This window comes from Geotalea uraniireducens (assembly GCF_027943965.1).
Classification (GTDB): Bacteria; Desulfobacterota; Desulfuromonadia; order Geobacterales; family Geobacteraceae; genus Geobacter; species Geobacter uraniireducens.
This window is the reverse complement of sequence record NZ_AP027151.1, coordinates 2,310,383-2,333,724: the sequence shown is the minus strand read 5'-3', so window position 1 is coordinate 2,333,724 and position 23,342 is coordinate 2,310,383. Positions and strand designations below refer to the sequence as shown.

At 55.1% G+C, this 23,342-nt stretch carries 18 protein-coding genes, 1 tRNA gene and 1 pseudogene; 11 read left to right on the top strand and 9 right to left on the bottom strand.

Annotated elements, in window-relative coordinates:
- Positions 1 to 3 precede the first annotated feature (3 nt).
- The 5 genes from QMN23_RS10855 to QMN23_RS10835 all read right to left on the bottom strand — a co-directional run bounded on the left by QMN23_RS10855 (position 4) and on the right by QMN23_RS10835 (position 8,428).
- Positions 4 to 2,994 (bottom strand): phosphoribosylformylglycinamidine synthase subunit PurS, encoded by a 2,991-nt coding sequence (locus QMN23_RS10855; protein ID WP_281999326.1) that lies wholly within the window; start codon positions 2,992 to 2,994, stop codon positions 4 to 6.
- Positions 2,994 to 4,076, bottom strand: a complete 1,083-nt coding sequence (locus QMN23_RS10850) for a mechanosensitive ion channel family protein (RefSeq protein WP_281999325.1) — start codon at positions 4,074 to 4,076, stop codon at positions 2,994 to 2,996. Before QMN23_RS10850 ends, QMN23_RS10855 begins: the two co-directional genes overlap by 1 nt.
- Positions 4,069 to 5,364, bottom strand: a complete 1,296-nt coding sequence (gene purB / locus QMN23_RS10845; RefSeq protein WP_281999324.1) for an adenylosuccinate lyase — start codon at positions 5,362 to 5,364, stop codon at positions 4,069 to 4,071. Before purB ends, QMN23_RS10850 begins: the two co-directional genes overlap by 8 nt.
- A gap of 86 nt (positions 5,365 to 5,450) precedes the next feature.
- Positions 5,451 to 6,227, bottom strand: coding sequence for an MBL fold metallo-hydrolase (locus QMN23_RS10840; protein ID WP_281999323.1), 777 nt, complete (start codon positions 6,225 to 6,227; stop codon positions 5,451 to 5,453).
- 128 nt (positions 6,228 to 6,355) lie between these two features.
- Positions 6,356 to 8,428: an ATP-binding protein gene (locus tag QMN23_RS10835; protein WP_281999322.1), complete on the bottom strand. Its 2,073-nt coding sequence runs from the start codon at positions 8,426 to 8,428 to the stop codon at positions 6,356 to 6,358.
- 221 nt (positions 8,429 to 8,649) lie between these two features.
- Between QMN23_RS10835 and gap the strand changes: the two genes are divergently transcribed.
- From gap to QMN23_RS10810, 5 genes are all read left to right on the top strand, one after another.
- A complete protein-coding gene (gene gap, locus QMN23_RS10830) occupies positions 8,650 to 9,648 on the top strand; it encodes a type I glyceraldehyde-3-phosphate dehydrogenase (protein ID WP_281999321.1) in 999 nt (332 codons plus the stop codon).
- A gap of 90 nt (positions 9,649 to 9,738) precedes the next feature.
- Positions 9,739 to 10,935, top strand: coding sequence for a phosphoglycerate kinase (gene pgk, locus QMN23_RS10825; protein WP_281999320.1), 1,197 nt, complete (start codon positions 9,739 to 9,741; stop codon positions 10,933 to 10,935).
- Positions 10,936 to 11,001: 66 nt separating this feature from the next.
- Positions 11,002 to 11,757 (top strand): triose-phosphate isomerase, encoded by a 756-nt coding sequence (tpiA, locus tag QMN23_RS10820; RefSeq protein ID WP_281999319.1) that lies wholly within the window; start codon positions 11,002 to 11,004, stop codon positions 11,755 to 11,757.
- Positions 11,758 to 11,828: 71 nt separating this feature from the next.
- Complete coding sequence (gene secG / locus QMN23_RS10815) at positions 11,829 to 12,200, top strand: preprotein translocase subunit SecG (RefSeq protein WP_281999318.1); 372 nt, start codon at positions 11,829 to 11,831, stop codon at positions 12,198 to 12,200.
- Between the two features lie 44 nt (positions 12,201 to 12,244).
- A tRNA-Leu gene (locus QMN23_RS10810) sits at positions 12,245 to 12,331 on the top strand.
- Positions 12,332 to 12,476: 145 nt separating this feature from the next.
- Here the strand turns inward: QMN23_RS10810 and QMN23_RS10805 are convergent.
- The 4 genes and pseudogenes from QMN23_RS10805 to QMN23_RS10790 all read right to left on the bottom strand — a co-directional run bounded on the left by QMN23_RS10805 (position 12,477) and on the right by QMN23_RS10790 (position 17,521).
- Positions 12,477 to 13,202 (bottom strand): FadR/GntR family transcriptional regulator, encoded by a 726-nt coding sequence (locus QMN23_RS10805; protein ID WP_281999317.1) that lies wholly within the window; start codon positions 13,200 to 13,202, stop codon positions 12,477 to 12,479.
- A gap of 86 nt (positions 13,203 to 13,288) precedes the next feature.
- Positions 13,289 to 14,539: a (Fe-S)-binding protein gene (locus QMN23_RS10800; protein ID WP_281999316.1), complete on the bottom strand. Its 1,251-nt coding sequence runs from the start codon at positions 14,537 to 14,539 to the stop codon at positions 13,289 to 13,291.
- 30 nt (positions 14,540 to 14,569) lie between these two features.
- Positions 14,570 to 15,943, bottom strand: a complete 1,374-nt coding sequence (locus QMN23_RS10795) for an FAD-binding oxidoreductase (RefSeq protein ID WP_281999315.1) — start codon at positions 15,941 to 15,943, stop codon at positions 14,570 to 14,572.
- Positions 15,944 to 15,985: 42 nt separating this feature from the next.
- A pseudogene (locus QMN23_RS10790) lies at positions 15,986 to 17,521 on the bottom strand (L-lactate permease).
- A 184-nt stretch (positions 17,522 to 17,705) separates the two neighbouring features.
- On the opposite strand from QMN23_RS10790, the gene QMN23_RS10785 reads away from it, so the two are divergent.
- The 6 genes from QMN23_RS10785 to QMN23_RS10760 all read left to right on the top strand — a co-directional run bounded on the left by QMN23_RS10785 (position 17,706) and on the right by QMN23_RS10760 (position 23,341).
- Positions 17,706 to 18,203, top strand: coding sequence for a LutC/YkgG family protein (locus QMN23_RS10785; protein ID WP_281999314.1), 498 nt, complete (start codon positions 17,706 to 17,708; stop codon positions 18,201 to 18,203).
- A 2-nt stretch (positions 18,204 to 18,205) separates the two neighbouring features.
- A complete protein-coding gene (gene ldhH / locus QMN23_RS10780; protein ID WP_281999313.1) occupies positions 18,206 to 20,314 on the top strand; it encodes an L-lactate dehydrogenase (quinone) large subunit LdhH in 2,109 nt (702 codons plus the stop codon).
- A gap of 188 nt (positions 20,315 to 20,502) precedes the next feature.
- The gene (locus tag QMN23_RS10775; protein ID WP_281999312.1) at positions 20,503 to 20,862 is read left to right on the top strand and encodes a response regulator; all 360 of its coding nucleotides are present in this window, start codon (positions 20,503 to 20,505) and stop codon (positions 20,860 to 20,862) included.
- Between the two features lie 36 nt (positions 20,863 to 20,898).
- On the top strand, positions 20,899 to 21,762 hold the full coding sequence (locus tag QMN23_RS10770) for a chemotaxis protein CheX (RefSeq protein ID WP_281999311.1): 864 nt from the start codon (positions 20,899 to 20,901) through the stop codon (positions 21,760 to 21,762).
- Positions 21,763 to 22,079: 317 nt separating this feature from the next.
- Positions 22,080 to 22,484, top strand: coding sequence for a CoA-binding protein (locus QMN23_RS10765; RefSeq protein WP_281999310.1), 405 nt, complete (start codon positions 22,080 to 22,082; stop codon positions 22,482 to 22,484).
- 161 nt (positions 22,485 to 22,645) lie between these two features.
- Positions 22,646 to 23,341, top strand: a complete 696-nt coding sequence (locus QMN23_RS10760; RefSeq protein ID WP_281999309.1) for an A/G-specific adenine glycosylase — start codon at positions 22,646 to 22,648, stop codon at positions 23,339 to 23,341.
- Position 23,342 lies beyond the last annotated feature (1 nt).

Genomic DNA, 23,342 nt, shown 5'->3' with positions numbered 1-23,342 from the left:
ATGCTACAACTCCCTCAGCGGGCTCTGCCACGCTTCCTTGAATTCGTCGATGCTCCCTTTGAGAACGACTTCGCCGCCGAGACCGGTAACGCTGAGCGCCGGCTCGGCGGTCACCACTCCGACCGATGCGAAGCAGTTGCCGCTCATGATCGCCTCGAATGCTTCGCGCTGCTCCGGATGTACCGTCACCAGATGGCGGGAAGCAGATTCGGCGAACAGCAGGACCTCGTCGGTCATCTCCGCCGGGTTGCCCGCCTTGAGAACCCTGGTAAGGTCGAGGGAAATCCCGTACCCTCCCGCAAAGGCCTTTTCTGCCGCAGCCACCGCCAGACCGCCGTCGGAGAGATCATGGCAGGAGGCGACCACCCCGGCCGTAATCGCTTGGTGGAGAGCCCGATAGCGCTGGAGCGCCTTGGCGGCATGCACCTGCGGGACCTTGTTACCGATGAAGCCCTTCAGGGCGTAGTATTCGGAACCGCCGAGTTCGTTGGCGGTCTTGCCGAGCAGATAGACGATGTCCCCGGGGCGTTTCGCATCCATGGTGACCGCCTTGCGCGCATCCTCGATCTTGCCGATCACCGAGAAGAGCAGGCTCGGCGGAATGGAAATCTTCACGGCGCCGTCATAGAAATCATTTTTCATCGAATCCTTGCCGGAGATGAGCGGGATGCCGAAGGCGGTGCAGTAATCGTAAAGCGCCTTGTTGGAGCGGACCAGCTGGGCCATCTTGTATTCGCCATCGGGGGTCTTGTCCGATTTGACCGGATCGCACCAGCAGAAGTTGTCCAGTCCGGCCACCAGCTCCAGCGAGCCGCCGACCGCGACATAGTTGCGCAACCCTTCGTCGATGGCGTTGGCAGTCATGTGGTAGGTGTCGATGTCACTGTAGCGGGGACAGATCCCATGGGCAACCACCACTGCTTCGAAAGAGTCGAGCACCGGCCGGACCACGGCGGCGTCGGAGGGGCCGTCGTTGGCGATGCCGGTAAACGGCTTGACCACGCTTCCCCCCTGCACCTCGTGGTCGTAACGGCGGACCACCGACTCTTTAGAGCAGATATTGAGCGAACCGAGGAGCGATTTCAATTCGCCGGTGTAATCCGCCTTGACCTCCGGTTGCGGTTCCGCGTGCCGGCGAACTTCCCAGACCCCGCGCAGTTCCATTGGCGGTAGCCCTTCATGGAGGAAGTCAATCGGCAGGTAGGCAATGGTCCGCTCGTCGTAGACGATATGGAAAATGCCACTGTCGGTGAATTCGCCGAGCACCGTTGCCTCGACGCCGAAACGCTTCGCCATGATCAGGAATTCATCGATGTGTTGCGGCGGCACGGCCAGGCTCATCCGCTCCTGGGCCTCGGAAATGAGGATCTCCCAGGGATCGAGGCCGGGGTATTTCAGCGGCGCCCGGGCCAGGTCCATCCGGCAGCCGCCGCACTCAGTGGCCATTTCGCCCACTGACGAGGAGAGTCCCCCTGCCCCGTTATCAGTGATGAAGTTATAGAGTCCGCGGTCCCGAGCACGGAGAAGGAAGTCGGTCATCCGCTTCTGGGTGATCGGGTCGCCGATCTGGACGGCGGTAACTGGGGAATTCTCGTTCAGTTCTTCCGAAGAGAAGGTGGCCCCATGGATGCCGTCCTTGCCGATCCGACCGCCGGTCATGACGATCAGGTCCCCCGGGTTGATATGCTTCTCGTGGGAGGGGGCGCCGTTGATCGTCGCCGGCATGATCCCGGCAGTACCGCAGAAGACCAGCGGCTTGCCGGCAAAGCGGTCATCGAAAACGATCGAGCCGTTAACCGTCGGAATGCCGCTCTTATTGCCGCCGTGCTCGACCCCTTCCACTACTCCTTCGAAGATGCGGCGCGGATGGAGAAGCCTGGTCGGGAGCGGCTTGGCGTAGAAGGGATCGGCAAAGCAGAACACGTCGGTATTGAAGATGAGCTGGGCTCCCTTGCCGGTACCGAACGGATCGCGGTTGACGCCGACGATGCCGGTGAGCGCTCCGCCGTACGGGTCGAGGGCCGATGGTGAGTTGTGGGTTTCAACCTTGAAGACCAGTGACCAGTCGTCGTTGAATTTAATCACCCCGGCGTTGTCCTTGAAGACCGACAGGCAGAAGTCCCGCCCCCCCAACTGCTCGCGGACCGTCGCTGTCGTTCGCTGGATATAGGACTTGAAGAGGGATTTGATCTGTTCACGATTACCCTGCTCATCGACATATTCGACGTTGCCGGAAAATATCTTGTGTTTGCAGTGTTCCGACCAGGTTTGGGCGATGGCTTCGAGTTCGGCATCGGTCGGTTTGCTTGACAGGCCGATCTGCTGCCGGGCGGCGACGACCGCCGGGTCGCGGAAATGGGCCTGGATCACTTTCATCTCTTCCAAAGTGAGGGCCAGCACCCCCTCTTTGCTGATTTGCAGCAGTTCCTCGTCGGAAATCTCCAGGTTGATCTCCCGCACCCGACCCCGGGTCTCGCCGGTAACCTTGGGAACGGTGACAGGTACGCCGCCTTTGGCGGCGAATTCTCCGGCATCGAGGATCTGGTACCGTTGAATGAGCGTGTTGCAGAGCAGATCGCGGGCAATCCGCTCAACATCCTCACGGGTCAGCTTTCCGGTCAGCAGATACTGGACAGATGTATAGACCCCTTCACCATCCCGGAACGGCCGGCCGGTAATATATTCGATTGCCTCCCGGGCAGTCCGGCCGATATTGTCGGTCACTCCGGGGCGAAAGCCCACTTCGACGAGAAAATCGAATCCGGCGGCCTGGGGCCGGTCGATGCTCCAGTTCTGGATGACCGGATCGCAAAAAGGCTCGGCCGCCGCCTTGCGCAGTTCGTTGTCGTCCAACAGGGCGTCCACCGTGTAAACGTCGATAGTTTTCACCCCGGCCACGGCAAGATGGAGAAAATGCTCGACTTCTCCCTTGATCCGTTCGCCGCGAGCATCCCGCACGCCGTCTTTGAGGGCTACTTCAATTCGTCTCGCCATTACTGTTCCTTTTCCAGTAGTACTGTCCGCATCGGATAGGGGATATTGATCCCTTCTTGTCGGAACCGCTTGATAATCTGCTCGTTGATCATGTCGGTGACGGCAAAAATCCGGGTATAGTCTTCGACCCAGAAAAAGAGCGACATATCCAGCGCGCTGTCGCCGAAGGAGATGAAATAGGCATCGGGAGCCGGTTCCGGCAAAACTTCCGGAACGGCAAGGGCTACTTCAATAAGGATGTTCTTTACCTGCTCGACGTTGCTCTCATAGCCAACGCCGACGTTGACCCTCCCTTTGCCACGCGGGTCGGGGAATGCCAGATTGATCAGGGTGGTGTTGCACAGTTCCGAGTTCGGGATGATCAGCACCGTGTTGTCGACGGTCTTGATCTTGGTGGTGCGCAGGCCGATATCCGAGACGTCGCCCCACTGTCCCGAGGCAAGTTTGATGCGGTCTCCGATCCGGAACGGCCGATCAACCATCAGGGTGAACCCGGAGATCATGTTTGCCAGGGTATCCTTGGCCGCCATACCAATGGCGAGAGAACCGATGCCGAGGGCGGTAACCACCGAGAGAATGTCGTAATTAAAGTGCTTGAGGGTGATCATCAGCGCAATGCCGATGAGGAATATGGTGATCAGTTTTTCCAGCGGCGGGATGACCTGTCGGTCGACACCAACGCCGTGCCGTTCGGCCAACCGGTTGCCATACCATGACAAGACTTCGTCGATGACCCGCCAGGAAATATTGGTCAGAACGATGATATTGAGGATGAAAACCGTGCCGGCGGCGGCAACGTGGGTCTTTTCCGGGAAGGGGAGCGATTTGACCGCGTAGTAGAGCCCAGCCAGGACCACCAGCAGACAGACTGGCGGGGTGATCCGCTGCAGGATGCGATCGTCCAGATCGGTGCTGGTAAAAGAGGTCAGACGGGGCGCCCACTTGGTCAGGAAGAGCCTGATCAATAACGAGCTGACCCAGAAAAGCGCAAAAATAGCGACCGCGATCAGGATTTCCTTGAGCCAGAAAAGCAGGAAATTGTCCGACGCCTCAAGGCTCAGGAAGTTGATGATGTTAGCCACCGAAAACCCTCGTGAAGATCGTGTCGACGTGTTTCAGGTGGTAGTTGAGGTCGAATGCTTCCCGAATTTCGTCCTGGGGGAGGAAACTGCAGACTTCGGCGTCATTGAGCAACTCGGTTTGAAAATCCTTCCCCTCTTCCCAGACCTTCATGGCGTTCCGTTGCACCAGTGCGTAGGCTTTTTCCCGCGAAGCACCGGCATTGGCCAGTTTCAGCAGGACTCGCTGGGAGAAGATCAGGCCGCGCATCAGGTTGAGGTTTCGCATCATATTTTCCGGATAGACGACCAAATTGTCGATCAGGCCGATGGCCCGGTTAAGCATGAAGTCGAGCACAATGGTGCCATCCGGACCAATGACCCGCTCCACCGACGAGTGCGAAATGTCCCGCTCGTGCCAGAGGGGGACGTTTTCCATGGCGGAAACCGCATAGCCGCGGATCAGTCGGGCCAGCCCGGAGAGATTCTCCGAAAGCACCGGGTTCCGCTTGTGCGGCATTGCCGACGATCCCTTCTGCCCTTTGCTGAAGAACTCCTCGGCTTCAAGAACTTCGGTCCGTTGCAGGTGGCGGATTTCCACGGCGAATTTTTCGATAGAGGAGGCGATAATCGCCAGTGTGGCGAAAAATTCGGCGTGCCGGTCGCGCTGGATAACCTGTGTCGAACAGGGTGCGGGCTTGAGCCCGGCCTGCCGGCAGACATACTCTTCGACGCGCGGATCGATATTGGCAAACGTGCCGACGGCACCGGAAATCTTGCCGTAGGCGATGGTCTCCCGCGCAGCCTCCATCCGGCGAAGGTTGCGGCGCATCTCGTCGTACCAGAGTGCCATTTTGATGCCGAAGGTAACCGGTTCGGCGTGGATTCCATGGGAGCGTCCCATCATCGGGGTGTCTTTGTGTTCGTAGGCGCGGCGCTTGATAACTTCCATCAGCCGCTTGATATCGTCAATCAGGATATCGCTCGCCTCGGCCAGTAGCATGGCAAAGGATGTGTCGAGCACGTCGGACGAAGTGAGGCCAAGATGGACGAAGCGGGAATCATCGCCAATGTAGTCGGCAACGGAGGTGAGAAAGGCTATGACGTCGTGCTTGACTGTCTTCTCGATCTCGTCGATCCGGGCGACGTCGAACCGGGCTTTGGCCTTGATTCGCTCTACCGCCTCGGGAGGGACGGCGCCCAGTTCGGCATGGGCCTCGCAGGCATAAATCTCGATGTCGAGCCATTTCTGATAACGGTTTTCGGGTTCCCATATCCGGGTCATTTCGGGACGGCTGTAACGCTCAATCACTGACTGTTCTCCCTTCCGCAACTCGTTCTGTTGGAGTAATTGTTATATGTCGCGCGGTGGCGATATCGACGTTTCGGCGCCACTGCTTACGGAACCAATTCGATCACTTCGCTTGCCCTGTACTGGTCGCCGATGACCAGGGAGGGTGAACAGACATTCTGCCCGTTCAGGAGGTCTTCTGCAACTGCCTTGGCAAGCCTCGGATCATTGTTAACTTCGGAAAGGTGGGCCAGAAACAGCCCTTCCAGTCCTGAATGAAGCAGTTCTGCCAGCAGTGCTGCCGCGTCCGTGTTGGACAGATGCCCATGGCGGGATTTGATGCGTTGCTTGAGGTGCCACGGATAGGGGCCATTCAGGAGCATTTCTTCGTCGTGATTCGATTCCAGTACCAGAATCCGGCAGCTCTTGAGTTTATCGGCAACCAGACGCGTCGCCGTACCGAGGTCGGTGGCTATCCCCACCTTCCCTTCCCTGCTCTCGATCGTGAATCCGACGGGATCGCATGCATCGTGGGTGATAGGAAACGGGTCGACGAGCAGATCCCTGAAGGCAAACGAATAACCCGACTCGAATTCGGTTACCGGTACCCCCTGCAGGGCCGTTCCAGCTTCACGGCACGTTGGATAGCTGACGAATACCGGAATCCGGTGCCGGCAGCTGAGAACCCTCACCCCACGGATATGATCAGTATGTTCATGGCTGACAAACAGTGCGTCGAGGTCCTGTGGCCTTTTCCCGAGAAAAGCCAGCCGTCGCTCAATTTCCCGTGCGGAGAGCCCGGCGTCGATGAGGACCGTGCTTTCGCCGGTTTCAACGAACAAAGAATTACCTTTGCTGCCGCTGGCGAGCTGGCAGACCCTCACAGTTCCTCCGGGGAAAAAACACATTCGGCACAGGGGTGCATGGGCAAGAGATTAACCTTGTTTTTATACAGGAAAGCCCGGTGAGATTCAAGGTTAATCATGGGAGGATTGGTTAATGAATGGGGCGGCTACTTGAGCAAATTCAGGTAATCGATGGTCCCATCGCCGGTTATGGGATTGAGAGGCAGGACAATGTGGAAGGTGGAGCCGGGGAACTGGTCGGGATTATAGCCGGGCGATTCCACCCAGATTTCACCGCCGTGCATTTCCACGATCCCTTTGGCTATCGACAGGCCGAGCCCGGCCCCCCGGGATTTGAATGCAACCTTGCCGCTGCTGTGTTCCTCGATGTTGCCGACCTCATAGAATTTGTCGAAGATCCGGAGCTGATCGTCGATGTCGATACCGATCCCGGTGTCGGCAATGGTGACTTCGACATAGAGATGCTGTTCCTTGCCGATATTGACTACCGGCAGCGAGATGTCCGGCGTGGAGGTCTGTTTCGAGCGGAGGAGGTATTTGGCCCGGGTCGAAATGATGATCCGGCCACCATCCGGGGTGAATTTAATCGCGTTGCCGATCACGTTTGATAACAGCTGCATCAGGCGGAGATTGTCACCTTTGATGCTCGGGATCGATTCGTCGAACTCCAGAATCAGCTGTTGTTTCCGCATGGAAATAAAGAAACGGAGCTCGCTGATTGACTCCTCGATCAGCCGGTTGACACTGATTTCGTCAAGTTTGAGCTGGAGCCGCTTCTCGTCGATCATCGAGATGTCCACCATGTCTTTGACGATGTTGTCGAGCCGGGCTGCGGCGTTGGCGATATTCTGGACCATGTCGAGGAAGTTGCTGTCGATCTTCTCCTGCATGTCGGAAAGGATCAGTTCGGAATATCCCATGATTACGGTCAAGGGGGTCTTCAATTCGTGGGAAGCGATACCAAGAAACGAGTCCTTCATTTTGTTGAGCCGGGCCAGGTCGGTCGCACTCTTCTCAAGATTGAACAGGATTTCGCGTTCGCGGGTAACGTCGCGGATGATGGCCTGAATCAATTTTTCAGTGCCGATGGTAACGATGTTAGCATGGATCAGGCCGACGACCTGCTCCTCTTCTCCCCTGCTGAACCTGATTTCTTCCGCGGTTCGCTTTCCCTTTCCCGCTTCCTGGAAGAAGTTGTAGACAATCGGGGCATTCTTGGCATTCACTTCCTGCAGCATGCGCCCCAGCGATATTCCGACAATTTCGTCGGAGTCGAGGCCGAAAAACGTTTCAGCCATCTTGTTGATCATCTTGACGATTTCATTTTCGTCGATGACAACGATGGCATCGCTGGCGTCTTCAAGTAGCGATTTATAAAGCTCCTCCGACTTTTCCAGCTCAAGACTCAGGTTCTCCAGCTTGAGATAGGAGGCGTGCAGGTCGTTGTGGATATTTTCCAGCTCCTGATAATTTCTCCGGATCTCCTCTTCACGGTTACGCAGGGCCTCGGACATGACATTGACGTTTCTGGACAATTCGTTGAATTCATAAACGGGGAGTTCTTTGATCCGGTAGTCCAGATTGCCTTCCGAAATTTTCTTGACGCCGTCCAGCAGTGCGAAGATCGGCTGGACGATAAATTTTTTGATAAAGATCACTACCAGTGAAAATGAGATCAGGAAGAAGACGATCAAGACGAAGAACGAGCGGATAATAATCCGGTTGACCTTTTCCGAGACTACGCTTTCGGAAAAACCGATATGAACGAGGGCGACTTGTTTGCCGTCGGAGGAGCGAACAGGCGTCACGGTGTCATAGAAGGAGCCATTTTCGCCGATCAGGTGGATACTCTGGTCGAGGCGGGTCGTATAAGCCTTTTTGATGATGTCGAATCGCAGGCTTCGAAAACTTGGGTCGTTGAGGAAGAGGATGTTCCCTTCACTGTCAGTGATAACGCAATAGGCGATTTCCGGACTCGACTCAACCAGTTCCCGGCACCGTTCGGTGAGCCCTTCGATATCGCGGATGTCAAGGCCGAGGCCGACAACTTTTTCAATGTTGCCGCGGAGTGAAGTGCCGAGGCTTTGCGACCTCAGTATGAGAGCCTGAATGTAATCCCTTCTGAAACCTGCGATATCCATCCCCGAGTTGGCAGCGATCGTCAGAAAGAGGATGATGAAGGCGAAGAAGATTATTCTGTTTTCCAGAGTATTTTTCATGTGATAGTGGCGAGACGGGCAAGCGATTTTCCTCATAGTAGCATAACTCAAAGCGCATACTCACCATATATTTCATCCGCAGGGGGGAGACACCGCTGCCGGAGCTATGTGCCGTGGCCTCGTCGCTGATAAAAAGGTTGACGATGGAATCATGAGTTTATATTATTGTGCGGTTTACAAAAGCTCGAGAAGCTTAATACTCACTTTACAGGAGGGGTTCAATGGCTCTAAGGGTTGCAATCAATGGTTTCGGCAGGATCGGCCGTTCCGTGCTGCGTGCTGCGGTGAAGGAAAAGGGGATTGAGTTTGTTGCCATTAACGATCTCACCGACGCGAAGACCTTGGCGCACTTGCTGAAGTACGATTCGATACACGGTGCTTTTCCTGGCAAGGTTGAGGCCGGCAATGGCGAGATCATCGTTAATGGCAAGGCAATCAAGATCCTTGCCGAGAGAAACCCTGAGCAACTCCCCTGGAAGAAAGAGAAGATCGACATCGTGCTCGAGTCGACCGGTTTGTTTACCGCCCGGGAAAAGGCTGAGCTTCACCTCAAGGCCGGGGCGAAAAAGGTAATTATTTCCGCGCCAGCTACCAACGAGGATATTACTATTGTCATGGGGGTCAACCATGGCGAATATGATCCCAAGAAGCACAATATCATTTCGAACGCCTCCTGCACCACCAACTGTCTGGCCCCGGTAGCCAAGGTGCTGCATGAAGCCTTTGGGATTGAAAAGGGCCTTGTCACGACCGTTCATTCCTATACCAACGACCAGCAGATTCTCGATCTTCCCCATAAGGACCTCCGCCGGGCCAGGGCTGCCGCCCTGTCGATGATTCCCACCACCACTGGGGCTGCCAAGGCCGTTTCGCTGGTTCTGCCGGCTCTGAAGGGGAAACTCGACGGTATGGCGATTCGCGTGCCGACCCCGAATGTCTCGGTTGTCGATCTCGTCGCTACCGTGGCCAAAAAAACCGATGCCGAGAAGGTGAATGCTGCGCTCAAGAAAGCCGCCAAGGGCGCTCTTAAAGGTGTTCTCGGCTTCTCCGAAGAGCCGCTGGTTTCGATCGACTTCAACGGCAATCCCCTCTCTTCGATCGTTGATGCACTGAGCACCAAGGTGATCGACGGCAATATGGTCAAAGTGCTGTCTTGGTATGATAACGAAACCGGCTTCTCGCACCGCGTTGTCGATCTGATCAAGCTGGTCGGCAAATAAACCCAATCACGCCGGGGGGGAATCTCTTCCCCCCCCCTTTTTTTTGTCCGTTTTTCCGTATCGGTACATTGTCATTCCAGGGAGGTCATCATGGCTATTCGCTATATTGATGAAATAAGCGATCTTGCGGGGAAAAAGATTTTCTTGCGAGTGGATTTCAACGTTCCCCTCGACGAACACCAGAATATTACTGAGGATACCCGCATTCGGGCGGTACTGCCGACTATCAACTATGCCCTCGATGCCAATGCGAAAGTGATACTTGCGTCCCATCTCGGGCGCCCGAAGGGTGAACGGAAGCCGAAATACTCGATGGCTCCGGCGGCCAAGCGCCTGTCCCGTCTCCTCGGCAAGGAGGTTCTCCTGGCCCCCGATTGCATCGGCGACGAAGTCCAGCAGATGATCAATGCCATGAAACCTGGCGATATCATCATGCTTGAAAACGTCCGGTTCTATGAAGGGGAAGAAAAGAACGACGCTGATTTTGCGAAAGCACTTGCCAATGGCTGCGATATTTATGTCAATGACGCCTTTGCCGTGTCCCACCGGGCTCATGCCTCGGTAGAGGCTATCGCCCAGTATCTGCCGATTGTTGCCGCCGGTTTTCTGATGAAAAACGAAATGAATTATTTCGAAAAGGCAATGGAGAAGCCGATTCGTCCGCTGGTGGCGATTCTCGGCGGGGCTAAGGTTTCCGGAAAGCTGGAAGTCTTGGAAAGTCTCGTCAATAAGGTCGACAAGATCATTATCGGTGGTGGGATGGCGTTTACCTTTCTCAAGGCGCTCGGCTATAACGTGGGGAAATCCCTTGTTGAGGAACACCTCCTCGATACGGCTTTGTCAACATACAACAAAGCCCGGGAAAAAGGGATCAAGTTTTACCTGCCGATCGATTGTGTTGCTGCCGACCGCTTCAACCCGGAGGCGGAAACCAAAGTCACGACAATTCAGGAAATCCCTGATGAGTGGATGGCGTTGGATATCGGTCCGGCTACGGTAACTCTCTTTACTGAAGCGCTGCAGAATGCCAAGACCATCATCTGGAACGGCCCGATGGGGGTTTTCGAAATGGACGCCTTTTCCCGCGGCACGTTCGCCATGGTGGCGGCTGTGGCAAACTCCTATGCCCTGACCATTGTCGGCGGTGGTGATACGGATGTCGCAGTCCACCGTGCCGGGGAGTATGCGAAAATCAGCTATATCTCCACCGGCGGTGGCGCATTCCTGGAGCTTCTTGAAGGGAAGAAGTTGCCGGGCATCAAGGTTCTTGAGGAAAACGGCCATTGATAAGGCGGTCGGCTCCGCGAAGGGGGCCGACCGTCCGACCGATTTATCCTTTTATCGGGAGGATTCATGAGAAAGCCTGTTATTGCTGGGAATTGGAAGCTCTTCAAGAAGACCGCAGAGACAGCGGACCTCGTCAACAAGCTGGTCCCGCTTGTGAAGAATAATCGGCAAGTCGATATCATTATCGCGCCCGTTTTCACTGTACTCAGTGCGGCAAAGCAGGCACTCTCGGGATCGGCTATCCATCTTGCGGCGCAGGATTGTTACTGGCAGGAAGAAGGCGCCTTTACCGGTGAAGTTTCGCCCGGCATGCTGGTCGATGTCGGCTGCAGTCACGTGATCGTGGGACATTCCGAACGTCGGCAGTATTTCGGCGAAACGGACCAGGCGGTAAACTGCAAAATCAAGGCAGCCGTTGCCGCTGGTCTGGTGGTTCTCTTCTGTATCGGGGAGACGCTCGCCGAACGTGAAGCCGGCCGGACCTTCGAGGTTTTGCGGACCCAGCTTAGCGGTGGGACTGCCGGCTTGACGACGACCGAGCTTGAGAAAATCATCATTGCGTATGAACCGGTCTGGGCGATCGGGACCGGCAAGACGGCCAGCAACGAGCAGGCCCAGGAGGCCCATGCATTCATTCGCTCGGAAATTGCCGGGCTTTTCGGCAACGGTCCAGCCGATATGGTGCGTATCCTTTATGGCGGGAGTGTCAAGCCGGAAAACATCAAAGGACTGATGGCTCAGAAAGACATCGACGGGGCTTTGGTCGGTGGTGCCAGTCTGCAGGCGGATTCTTTTGCTGCCATTGCCAATTATGACATCTAATTTTGCCCTTGGCTTTTTAGGGGTGATGTGATAGCTTTCACAAGTTATTAATAGTGTGGAGTTAACCGATTATGACTATCTTGCTTACCATCCTTCATATCATCGTTTCCGTTGCCTTGATTGCCATCGTGCTGCTGCAGTCGGGCAAGGGGGCGGAAATGGGAGCGTCCTTCGGTGCTGGCGGCAGCCAGTCGGTATTTGGTGCCACTGGTGGGACCACGTTTCTCAGTAAGCTAACGACGGGGGCGGCAACTATCTTTATGCTGACCTCTCTTGTCCTGGCTTATCTCTCCGGACAACCGGGGACCTCCTCGATCATGTCCTCGAAAGTACCCGCCAAACCGGCTGCGCCGGCTCAACCGACCCAGCCCCGTCCGATGGCCCCGCCCGTTCAGTCGACCCCTGTACAGGGAGCACCCGCTCCTGCCGCTCCTGCCAAATAAAAGTATTGACATTGGCGGGGCAAAATGATAGAAAGTTCTTCCTTGCCGAAGTGGTGGAATTGGTAGACACACCATCTTGAGGGGGTGGCGGGCAATAGCTCGTGCGAGTTCGAGTCTCGCCTTCGGCACCAAATAATTTAAAAAGCCCTTTCCTTCCGGAAAGGGCTTTTTTGCTTTGTTGGTGAGGAAAACAATGAGTGGCGTATAAATAGGTAAGTATGTATGTGTCAGTCTTGGGATGGTCGGCTGTCTTGCCGGAGTTGCTTGATTGAGCAGCTAGGCGCTTTGCCGGGCTTGGTTGACGTACGTATTGCTTTTGGCTTCGGCAAACGTGAGGTGGGTCAGCATCGCTTCACGGGAGGCAGCGGGGTCACGATCCCGAATCGCTTCGAAGATAGCCTTGTGGTGACCATAGAGCGTGCGATGGTCCTCGTCGGTCAGGTAGACAGCTCGCCATACCCCCCTTTGAAACTCCTTCATTGCATCGAAGATCGTTTGCATCAGATGGAACCAGACAACGTTGTGGGTGGCGCGGGCGACGACGATGTGGAAGTTGGCATCCAGGTCTTCAGAAGATTTCAGACCCGTGAGGTTTTGGGCCATCCCGTCGACAATCGCCGCAAGCTTACGGATATCCTCGGGGAGTGCCCGTTGCGCGGCATAGAAGGCAGTCCATGCCTCCATTCCTTTCCTGACCTCGATAACGTCGAGAGCTCGTTCGCGCTCCACCCGGATAAGCTCAGAAAGAGGCGTGCCCGACGAGGACTCGACGAGCGACTTGACGATGGTCCCTCCCCCCTGATACGACTCTACGAAGCCGGCTGCCGCCAGCATGTTGAGTGCTTCCCGCACCGACGGACGTGACACGCCGAACAGTTCGGCCAGCTCTCGCTCGGGGGGAAGCTTTTGGCCTGGGGCGAATTCGCCGGCCAGGATCGAGGAGCGAATCTGGTCGGCAATCTGTGATGAGATTTTTTTTGGCTTGATTGGTTTGAAATTCATACCCGGTCCAGATGAGAAGTTAATCATGTGAGGGCTATGAATACACTATCTGTCTCGTGAAGGCAATATGAATAATCCACCGGCTGTTATGGTAACCCCCGGCGAAGACTTTCATATAGTAATTCGGTAAGATGGCTGACGCGCAATGGTACGTTGTCATCGGCTAAGCCTTTGCGCAATTGGAGCAGGCAGCCGGGATTTGACGTGACAAGTACTGCCGCACTGGTGGCCTTGATGTTGTCGAGTTTTCGCTGGAGCACCCGGTCAGCCATTGCCGGCCTGGTGATATTGTATGTTCCCGCGCTACCGCAACAGGCATCGGCTTCCGATAACTCCCGGAATTCAAGCCCTGGGATCAGCGCAAGGAGCTTGCGGGGTTCCTGGCGAATACCCTGCCCATGGGCAATGTGACACGCATCGTGATAGGTGACTTTGACCGGCAGGGCTCCCAGTCTGGGGCGAAGGTCCTCGCAGTGTCTGGCCAGCAGTTCTGAAATATCGAGAACTTTATCACTAAAAGCCGCCGCTGTCGGATTGTCAGCCAGATGGGAACGATATTTCTTGAGTTCGGCGCCGCAGCCGCCGCAATCGGTTACTATACAGTCGACTTCATAGCGGCTAAAGAGCTCACTGTTGAATCGTGCCGCTTCCAGCAGCCCAGAACGATCTCCTGCCAGTACGTTGGGCGCGCCGCAACATTTCTGGGCCTTGGGGGTGATCACCCGGTAGCCGAGTGCGGCAAGCAGGCGGATGGTAGCGTAGCTGGCCTGCGAAAAAACAAGGCTCATCACGCATCCGAGAAAGAAACCGACCGTCCCCCGCTCTTTACCCTCTGCAGGGGTGATCTCATCGATGAGCTGACGCAGCGGTCGGCGCGGCAGCGTCGGCAGGAGCCCCTCCATTCGCTCGACCTTCTCGGGAAACATCTTGAGAATACCCAGCCTCCTGACGATTTTCTGTAGTCCGAGCCGCTGGTAGGCGCGTAACGGTCCGATAGCCACCTCCAGGCGATCCGGATGTGGCAGGAGTCGTCTGAGGATAAGCTCTTCCATTATGGTCAGCGCCCTCCCCTCCCGCCGTTCACAGGTAAAATCGGCCACCAGTTCGCCCGCGTTGACTCCACAGGGACAAGCTGACGCACATGCCTGGCAGTCGAGACAGAGTGAGAGAAAAGTCAGCAGCCGTTCGCTGATATCGAGTCCTCCCTCTGCCACTTTGCGGATTAGCGCAACCCGTCCGCGCGGTGACGCCGTTTCCAGAAAAGTTTCTTTATAGGTCGGGCAGTGCGGCAGACACATGCCGCAACGCATACAATTGATCAATTCCAGGTATTCCATGGGATGCTCCGTAGCGGAATGTCGGGCCGGCTAGAAAACTTTTCCCGGATTCAACAGGCCACTCGGATCAAAGGCCTTCTTGATACCGCCCATCACCGCCAGCCCGGTGGTTCCCACGAGTTGGGGAAGATATGCTTTTTTGGCCAAACCTACCCCATGTTCGCCGGTAATGGTTCCCCCCATGTCGAGAGCCGCAGCAAAAATTTCCGCGAACGCCTGATGGGCCCGGGCAATTTCATCCCGGTCCCGCTCATCGGTGAGACAGGTCGGATGCAGATTGCCATCTCCGGCATGGCCGAATGTGCCGATCGTCAGATCGTATTTGCGGGCCGTTTTCTGGATAAAGGTAACCATTGGTGCAATGCAGCTGCGGGGCACCGTGGCGTCTTCCAGAATGGTAGTTGGTCTTACCCGCGCCAAGGCGGAGAGCGCTACCCTTCGTGCCGTAGCTAGTTGCAGTGCCATTGCCGGATCCGTAGCCTCCTGGAACAGTGAGCATCCCTCCTTGCGGCAGATTTCCCCGATTGCTGCGGCATCATCGCCGACCTGGGCCGCATGGCCGTCAACTTCGATCAGAAGTACAGCGTCAACATCGAGTGGGAGTCCCACGTGGGCATATTCCTCGACGCATTTGATGGTTACCCGATCCATGAATTCCAGGGTCGATGGAATGATCCTGGCGGCAATGATGTGAGAGACTGCCAATGCCGCCTGCTCTAGGGCGGGAAAATGAGCCAGCATCGTCTTTTTTGCCGCCGGTTTGGGAATCAGCTTCAGGATGACTTCCGCAAAGATACCGAGCGTTCCTTCCGAGGAGACCAGCAGCTGCCTGAGATTGTAGCCGGCCACGTCCTTGACGGCTTTGCCTCCCGTTGCGAGCAGATTCCCGTCGGCGAGCACCGTTCGCAGTCCCATGACATAATCGGCGGTTACCCCGTATTTCAGGCCGCGAAGGCCTCCGGAGTTTTCGGCAACGTTCCCGCCGATGGTGGAGATGTTCATGCTGCCGGGGTCGGGAGGATAGAAAAGATCGAGAGCTTCGACGGCCCGATGGACGGCGCTGGTAATCACTCCAGGTTCGACGCTGATGGTCAGGTTCTCTTTGTCGATTTCGATGACCCTGTTCATTCTGCTTGTTTGCAGAACGATTCCAGTCGGAGTGCCGAGCGAGCCTCCCGAAAGGTTTGTCCCCGAGCCACGTGCCGTAACCGGCACCCCGGCACTGTGGCAGCGGGCCATGATTCGGGCGAGTTCGTCGGCATGCGCCGGAAGGACAACAGCTCCGGGGGCACTTTCCAACTCCGGAGTGGCATCGTATCCATAGCAGGCAAGGCTTTCCCGGTCGGATAATACATATTCGCTGCCGACGATGCTGGCAAGATCTCTGATGAAGCTTTGCTCCATGACTTCTCCTCTCTCGGCGACGTTCGTTATGCCATGGCTTGTCTAAGCCCTCAAGGGACCATCCACGGGAAGTAATACGCTTCGAGGTAGACGATGATCCCGACGGCTGGTACCGTCAATCCCACAGATCAAAGCGGAAAGGAGTGCCGCAATGATGATCGATGTTCCGGCAGCTGAAAGAATATTCAGCTTGAATGCTGCCGGAATTCTGACCGGCAATTGATCATTGAGAGCTAGCTGAAGTACCCTCAGTTCATTTGCAAGTGCGGACCCCGCAGGGACCGACCTTGCGGCGCTTTTCTTCAGGACAGAGGCGCTATTGTCGATCTCGGCAAAGGCTTTTAGTCGGTCCACGGTCAACAATCGGTCGTGTCCCGCCATGGATTGTTCGATGGCAAAGAGGGCGTTCTCTTGGGCCTTGAGTTGTTGCAACTGGCTCAGAAGTTCGGTGGCCTGTGGTGCGGATGCGGAAAGGAGGGCCATTGCCTTGTCCAGTTCGGTGTTGATCCGCGCGGTCTTGCCCATGCCTTCGCCGGGCCGGGAGATATTTTTAACGATCCCTCTGTCCAGCCCAGGGATCCTGAATTCAAGGGTGCCATGATCGAGACCGTGTTTCAGGCTGGGGATTCCCCAAAGTAACACCATTACGGTCAGTGCCAGGTAGGGAGCCCAGGCTCGAAAGACTTCTTTGGAAGAGTAGCTGTGCTGTTCCTTTTCGGCAAAGTCCGGCTCGTGATCGAAGGTCCAGATAGTTCGCGGGTGCCAGACGCGAAACAGTAGTATCAAGGCAACGATTGATGCGAGGGAGGCAATGATGTCGGGGAGGTAGGGGCCGAGGTAGGTGGCTGCTGCCCATTGAGTGGTCGCGAATGTGGCGCCACAGACCAGAATTGCCGGCAGGACTTCCAGCGAATTCTTCCACCCGGCCATGATAACAATGACATAGAGGGGAATAAAAAACGAGATGAAGGGGAGCTGTCTGGCAATCATTGCGGAAAGTTTCATCATCCCGGCATCTCCGTATCCCATCACTCCGGCTAGGGCAACGACCGGGATACCGATCGCGCCGAATGCCACCGGTGCGGTATTGGCCAACAGGCAGACGCTCGCTGCGTAATACGGCCTGAAGCCGAGCCCGACGAGTGTTGCGCCGGCAATAGCTACGGGGGTGCCAAAACCGGCTGAGCCTTCGATAAAAGCCTCAAAACAGAAGGCGATCAGTAGTGCCTACAGACGGCGATCGGCAGTTACGCTTGCCAGGGAAGCCCGCAGTATTTCGAACTGCCCGCCTTCCACCGTGATGTTGTAAAGAAATATTGTGGCGACTACAATATAAAAAACCGGGAACACTCCAAAGGCTGCCCCCTGGAGAGTGGCAAGCCCTGCTAGGCCGGCGGGCATGCCCCAGATCGTCACTGCCAGAACTAATGCTGCAGCGACGGCCAGCAGTGAGGCCTTGTGTGCTTTCATCCGCAGCAGTGCAAGGCAGATAAAGATAACGGCCAGCGGCGCGGCGGCTGTCAAGGCTGACAAGCCAAGGTTTCCCGAAACGGGGATATAGGTCTGGACCCAAGGCATCGAAAGCTCCTTTTTGTCTGGCAAAAATCAAAAAAGGTTTTGTGTTTGGTAATACCAATTACCAGTAACGGGTTGGTTTTGTCAATATTATTTGTCGTCTTCTAGGTTATATTGCCGTTGACACGCACAAAACGCTCGGTTATTCTTTCTCTGCAATTGGTATTACCACCAAAGTGAGGCTTGAATGCTTGAAACGTTTATTTCGGCAGCGGAGGCTGCTGGCACGGTGGTAAAACGTTTTTCCGTGCCGGACGAAGGCTTCTTATATCTGCGGGGGGCGATTGAGGGGAAAACGGTGGCTGCTTCGGGCATCACCGATGAAATGTCGACGTGGCTGGCAGGGATCGCTACTCCTGAGGCTAGTGACAAGGCTGATATCGGCATCAGTTTTGCCCAGGCGGGTGTGGCCCGGACCGGCAGTCTGCTTCTTGAGTTGACCGATCCCGTCGCTCGTAGCGCCACAGCATTGCCCCCCATCCATTACGTGGTACTTAAGGCTTCGACCGTTGTCGCCGACCTCCATGCATTGCACGATGTGCTGGCGGCACTTCTTGCGGCTGGCAGGGGGGTCTATCTTTCACTGATCACCGGTCCGAGCCGGACTGCCGATATTGAGAGAGTGCTGACAATTGGCGTTCATGGGCCGTGCGAATTGCATCTTCTCATTCTGGAGGGAGTGTAGCCATGGCACGGGATGTAATCCGGCAAAAAATCAATGATGCATTCCTGCGGCGGGCATTGAGGAATTTTGCTGCGGCTTATCCGGTTGCCCGTGCCAAAGCTTTTGCCGGAACCGATTTCGAGCAGCTGCGTAACGAAATTTCGACGGCGAAAGAAACGAATCTACAGATTCTGCCCGAACTGGTCGAACGCTTTACGAGTGCTGCGGAAGCGGCTGGTGCCGTAGTTCACTACTGCCGTACCGCCCTCGATGCACGGCAGAAAATTCTCGAAATCCTTCGTCAGAACGGGGCCGATTTCCTGGTTAAATCGAAATCGATGACCTCTGAAGAGATCGAGTTGAATCCGTATCTGGAAGAGCATGGCGTAACATGTCTTGAAACCGATCTGGGAGAATGGATTATCCAGCTTGCCGGCGAGCGCCCTTCCCATATGGTTATGCCGGCGATCCACAAAAATCGTGAAGAGGTTGCGGAATTGTTCAGTAAGGCAACCGGGAAAGAGTGCCCGGCCGATATCCCCTCTCTCGTCCGGATTGCGCGGGAAACCCTGCGCAGCGGTTTCCTTTCCGGTCAGGCGGGGCTTTCGGGGGCAAACGTGGCCATTGCCGACTCCGGTGCCCTGGGTATTATCACCAACGAGGGGAATGGCCGACTAGTCACTACCCTGCCCCGCATCCACATCGCCGTGGTTGGCATTGAGAAGATCGTGCCTGCCCTCAAGGAGGCGCTGGATGTGGTCACTATCCTGCCGAAGAATGCCACTGGCCAGACGATCACCTCATACGTATCGCTGATCAAAGGGCCGACCGGCGCTGGTCGGCAACTCCACATCGTTCTTCTCGACAACGGTCGACGGCAGTTGGCTGCCGACGCCGATTTTGCCCAGGCCTTGAAGTGCGTGAAGTGTGGCGCCTGCGCCAATGTCTGCCCGATTTATGAAATTGTTGGCGGCCATGTCTTCGGGCATATTTATATTGGCGGGATCGGGCTGATCCTTACGCCCTTTTTCCATGGCCTCGACAAGGCCGAGGAGATTCTCAAACTTTGCATTGGCTGTCGGAAGTGCAACGAAGTTTGTGCCGCCAAGATTGATATCGAGGGGCTGATTGTTGATCTTCGGGACAAGATCAGAAAGCCGGTGGGGCAAAAGTTCCTGTTTGCCACCCTGATGAAAAACCGTAAGCTTTTTCATACGACGCTCCGAGCCTTGTATCTGGCCCAAAAGCCCTTTCAGGGGGAAGGAGGACGCATTCGTCATCTGCCACTGGTCCTTAATCGGGAGACCGCCAATCGGTCGCTTCCTCCCATTGCCGAAAAACCATTCCGCAATTTGGTTACAGAACGCCCAAGACAAGGTTCCACAGAAAAGAAGGCCGGCAAAGTTATCTTCTATTCCGGGTGCCTTGCCGATTTTGTTTACCCTGAAATGTGCCAGGATACGGTGACCAGTCTCGAAGCATTGGGCTACGATGTCCTCTTCCCTCCAGAACAGAGCTGTTGCGGAATCCCGGCACGCTATTCTGGCGAGATGGACGTGGCGAGAGATTTGGCAAAGATCAACATTCAGGTGCTCTTAGACCGGGAAGTCGATTATGTCGTGACCATCTGCCCGACGTGCACCATGTCGTTGCGCCATGATTTCTCCAAATTGTTGCAGCACGATCCGGAGTGGCATGCCAAGGCCGTTGCCCTGGCCAGCAAAACGGTGAATTTTTCCGAATTGGCGGTGCGGCACCTGGACGGAGGCAACCCGCCGGTGGAACCAGTCTTGGCGGTTACCTATCATGATGCCTGCCACCTCAAGCGGGGATGTGGGGTCTTCCGCGAACCGCGGGAAGTGCTGACCCGCTTGGCCGGGGTGGAAATCAACGAAATGGAAGATTGCGACAAGTGTTGCGGCTTTGGCGGTTCTTATTCCATCAAATATCCCGAGATTTCTCAGGAAGTTCTCAAGAATAAGTTAGAAAAGATCGTCGCTGTTGGTGCGGCAATGATTGCCGTTGATTGCCCCGGTTGCAAACTACAAATAGAAGGAGGGCTGGAAGCCGCTGGCAGTACTCTTTCCGTCGAACATTCGGCAACGCTGGTCGCCAGGCGGCTTGCCCAGTAAAGGCGTTTGTCGGCTGAGCAATGGGCAACTCAAGGTGATGATCTAGCATTTGTTGTTTTGTTACCGGGCATGCTGGTTGGCGGCCCGGTATTCTTATTTTTGACTAAATAATATCGGTTGCCTGCCGATAGGAATAATGTATGTCTTTAACTCGCCTGTCACAGCGTGACCATAGGAAGGAGGAGCGCATGAAAAAGGTTTTGATAGTGGACGACAGCATCTCGGTAGCCCGCCAGCTGGAGAAAATCCTTACGGAAAGCGGCGAGTTCCAGGTCGTCGGCCATGGCAAGAACGGCATGGAGGCCATTCGGATGCATCAGACGGAGCATCCGGATATCATCTGCATGGACATGAATATGCCGGGGATGGACGGCCTGACCGCCTTGCGCACTCTTGTGGCGCTCGACAAAAACGTTAAGGTGGTCATGGTAACGTCGCTTGGAGGGGTTGGAGATAAATTTACCGAGGCATTGCGGCTCGGCGCGCGTACGGTGATTTCCAAGCCTTTTGAAGCGGATAATGTCTTGAAAATTCTCCGCGAGCTTTAGGATTACTTAAATTTATTCTCCCAAGGAGGACCGGATATGGCGGTCAAGTTTTTTGGGCAGTTTCTCGTAGAACAAGGGATTGTTTCCAGGGAAGTCCTGCTGCAGGCCGTGGAGCTGCAAGAGTCGGTAAACCTTAGTTTTGGTGCCACCGCTCTTTCTATGGGTTTTCTGAACGAAGCTGATATTGAGCGAGTCCATAATGCTCAGCGGAATGAGGATTTGCGTTTTGGTGATATGGCTGTAAAGCTCGGAATTATGACTACCGAGCAGATGCAGCAGGTCCTGACAAAACAAAAAAATGCCCACCTGTACATTGGGGAGGCACTTGTTAAGATCGGCGGGATCAAAGCTGAAAATCTTGCCGTACTGTTGGAAGAATTCAAAGCCGACCAAGCCCAGTATGCCACCGAAAGCCTGGCGATTCCCGGGGAGGTGGAGGAGCCCCGCTTGTGGGAAATGGTTATCGATCTCTCCTATAAAATGTTGACCCGCGTCGCGATGCTGACTTTTCGTCCCGAACCGATTGTCGTTGCTCAAGGGTTGCCGGCGATGCATACCTATGCCGTTATGAATTTCTCCGGCGATGTCAGTGGGCGATATCTTATGGGGGTTTCAGCTCCGACCCAGAAGAAAATTGCCAGGGAGATTCTGAACGAGACCCAGGTCGATCATGAACCGAAGGAGGTTCTCGACGACACGGTGATGGAATTTGTCAACGTCGTCTGCGGCAATATTGCGGCGAAGGCTGCCCAACAGGGGAAAACCATCGAGATTGCTCCTCCGGAGATTATAGACAGTTCTTCCGGGCTTGTTGCCGGGGAGACGACTAAAGTGTTGCGTTTTCCTGTCTGTTTGGCGGATGGAGACCGGGTTGAGTTGGCAGTGTTTATTGCTGGATAGTTACCGTAGACATTTATTTCCGCCTGGTAAAAAACGAAGGGGCCATTTCTGTGGCCCCTTCGTTTTTTATTACGATCCTCAAGAGGGGGATATTCAGGTTTTCTTTTGGTTCGGAGGCGCTCTCTTTTAAACGTTCACAATTATTTAGTAATACATTAATTATTTACTGTAACGTACTACTATGTAGACAATTTTGTTTATATTATGGGTAATCGCATACTTACCTATGTATATCTATGATGAGGCGTTGCCGTAAAGAGTGCCTTGGAAATCACTTTGAAAATGCGTACAATTGAGGAAAAGTAAGGAGGTAATTAATGGGTATCAAAGAACAGATTGATGTATTCCTGCAGAGCGAGGCATTCGGTGTGGTCGGTGCATCAACAGACCGGCATAAATACGGGAATAAAGTGCTACGGGTCTATCAACAGAAAGGTATGCGGGCAATTCCGGTCAACCCGCATGAGAAAGAAATTGAGGGGGTAGCATGTGTCGCCAGTGTTGCGGGATTGCCTCCCGAAGTAAAAAGCATCTCCGTGATCACGCCGCCCGTGGTGACCGAACAGATTGTTGATCTTGCAGCAAGCAAAGGGATCAACAATGTCTGGATGCAACCCGGCGCCGAAAGTCCGCTTGCTGTTGAAAAATGCCGGCGCCACGGTATTAACGTAATTGCCGACGGGAGCTGTATTCTGGTCGTGCTCGGCTATCACGAACATTGAGCGCTATCGAATCGTTGCGAAGCTCTTTTGCTCTCCAAGGGTGTAACGGCCGGACAGCTTCTCTTTTTCACCGGATAATTTACGATTATTATCAACTGAACCGGCGCGCCCTGCTTTGGCGGGAAACCATCGATCCTTATGCTATTCTCGTCTCGGAGATCATGCTGCAGCAGACTCAGGTGGAGCGGGTAAAGGGAAAATATCGGGAATTTATTGCCATATTTCCCGATTTCCGCACCCTGGCAGCCGCTCCGCTTGCCGAGGTGCTTACTGCATGGCAAGGACTCGGCTATAACCGGCGCGCCATTTCGTTAAAGGCGACTGCTGAAATGGTGGTCGGTAACTTTGGTGGCGCCCTGCCCTCTTTCCCAGACGAACTGGAATGCCTGCCGGGCATCGGCCATTATACTGCACGCGCTGTGGCGGCATTTGCTTTCCATCGCACTGAGGTTTTCATTGAGACCAATATTCGGGCCGTGTTCATTCATCTGTTTTTCCCGGAACGACTCAATGTCCACGACCGGGAGATACTCCCGCTGGTCGAGGCAACACTGGATCGGGACAACGTTCGCGAATGGTACTATGCCCTTATGGATTATGGGGTGTTTTTGAAAAGGGAGCATGCTAATCCCGCCCGGAAAAGCGCCCACCACGTCAGGCAAGCCCCTTTCAAGGGCTCGAACCGGGAATTGCGAAGCATGATCCTGCGGAAAATCCTCGACTCCCCCGGCGTAACAGTCCAGCAAATCGTTGCCGGACTTGGCCGGGAAGACGAACTGGTGAGGAAAAATCTCGACGCTCTGGTAAAAGAAGGGTTTATCGTTGTGGATCAGAACAATGGCTATACGGTCCCTTGAC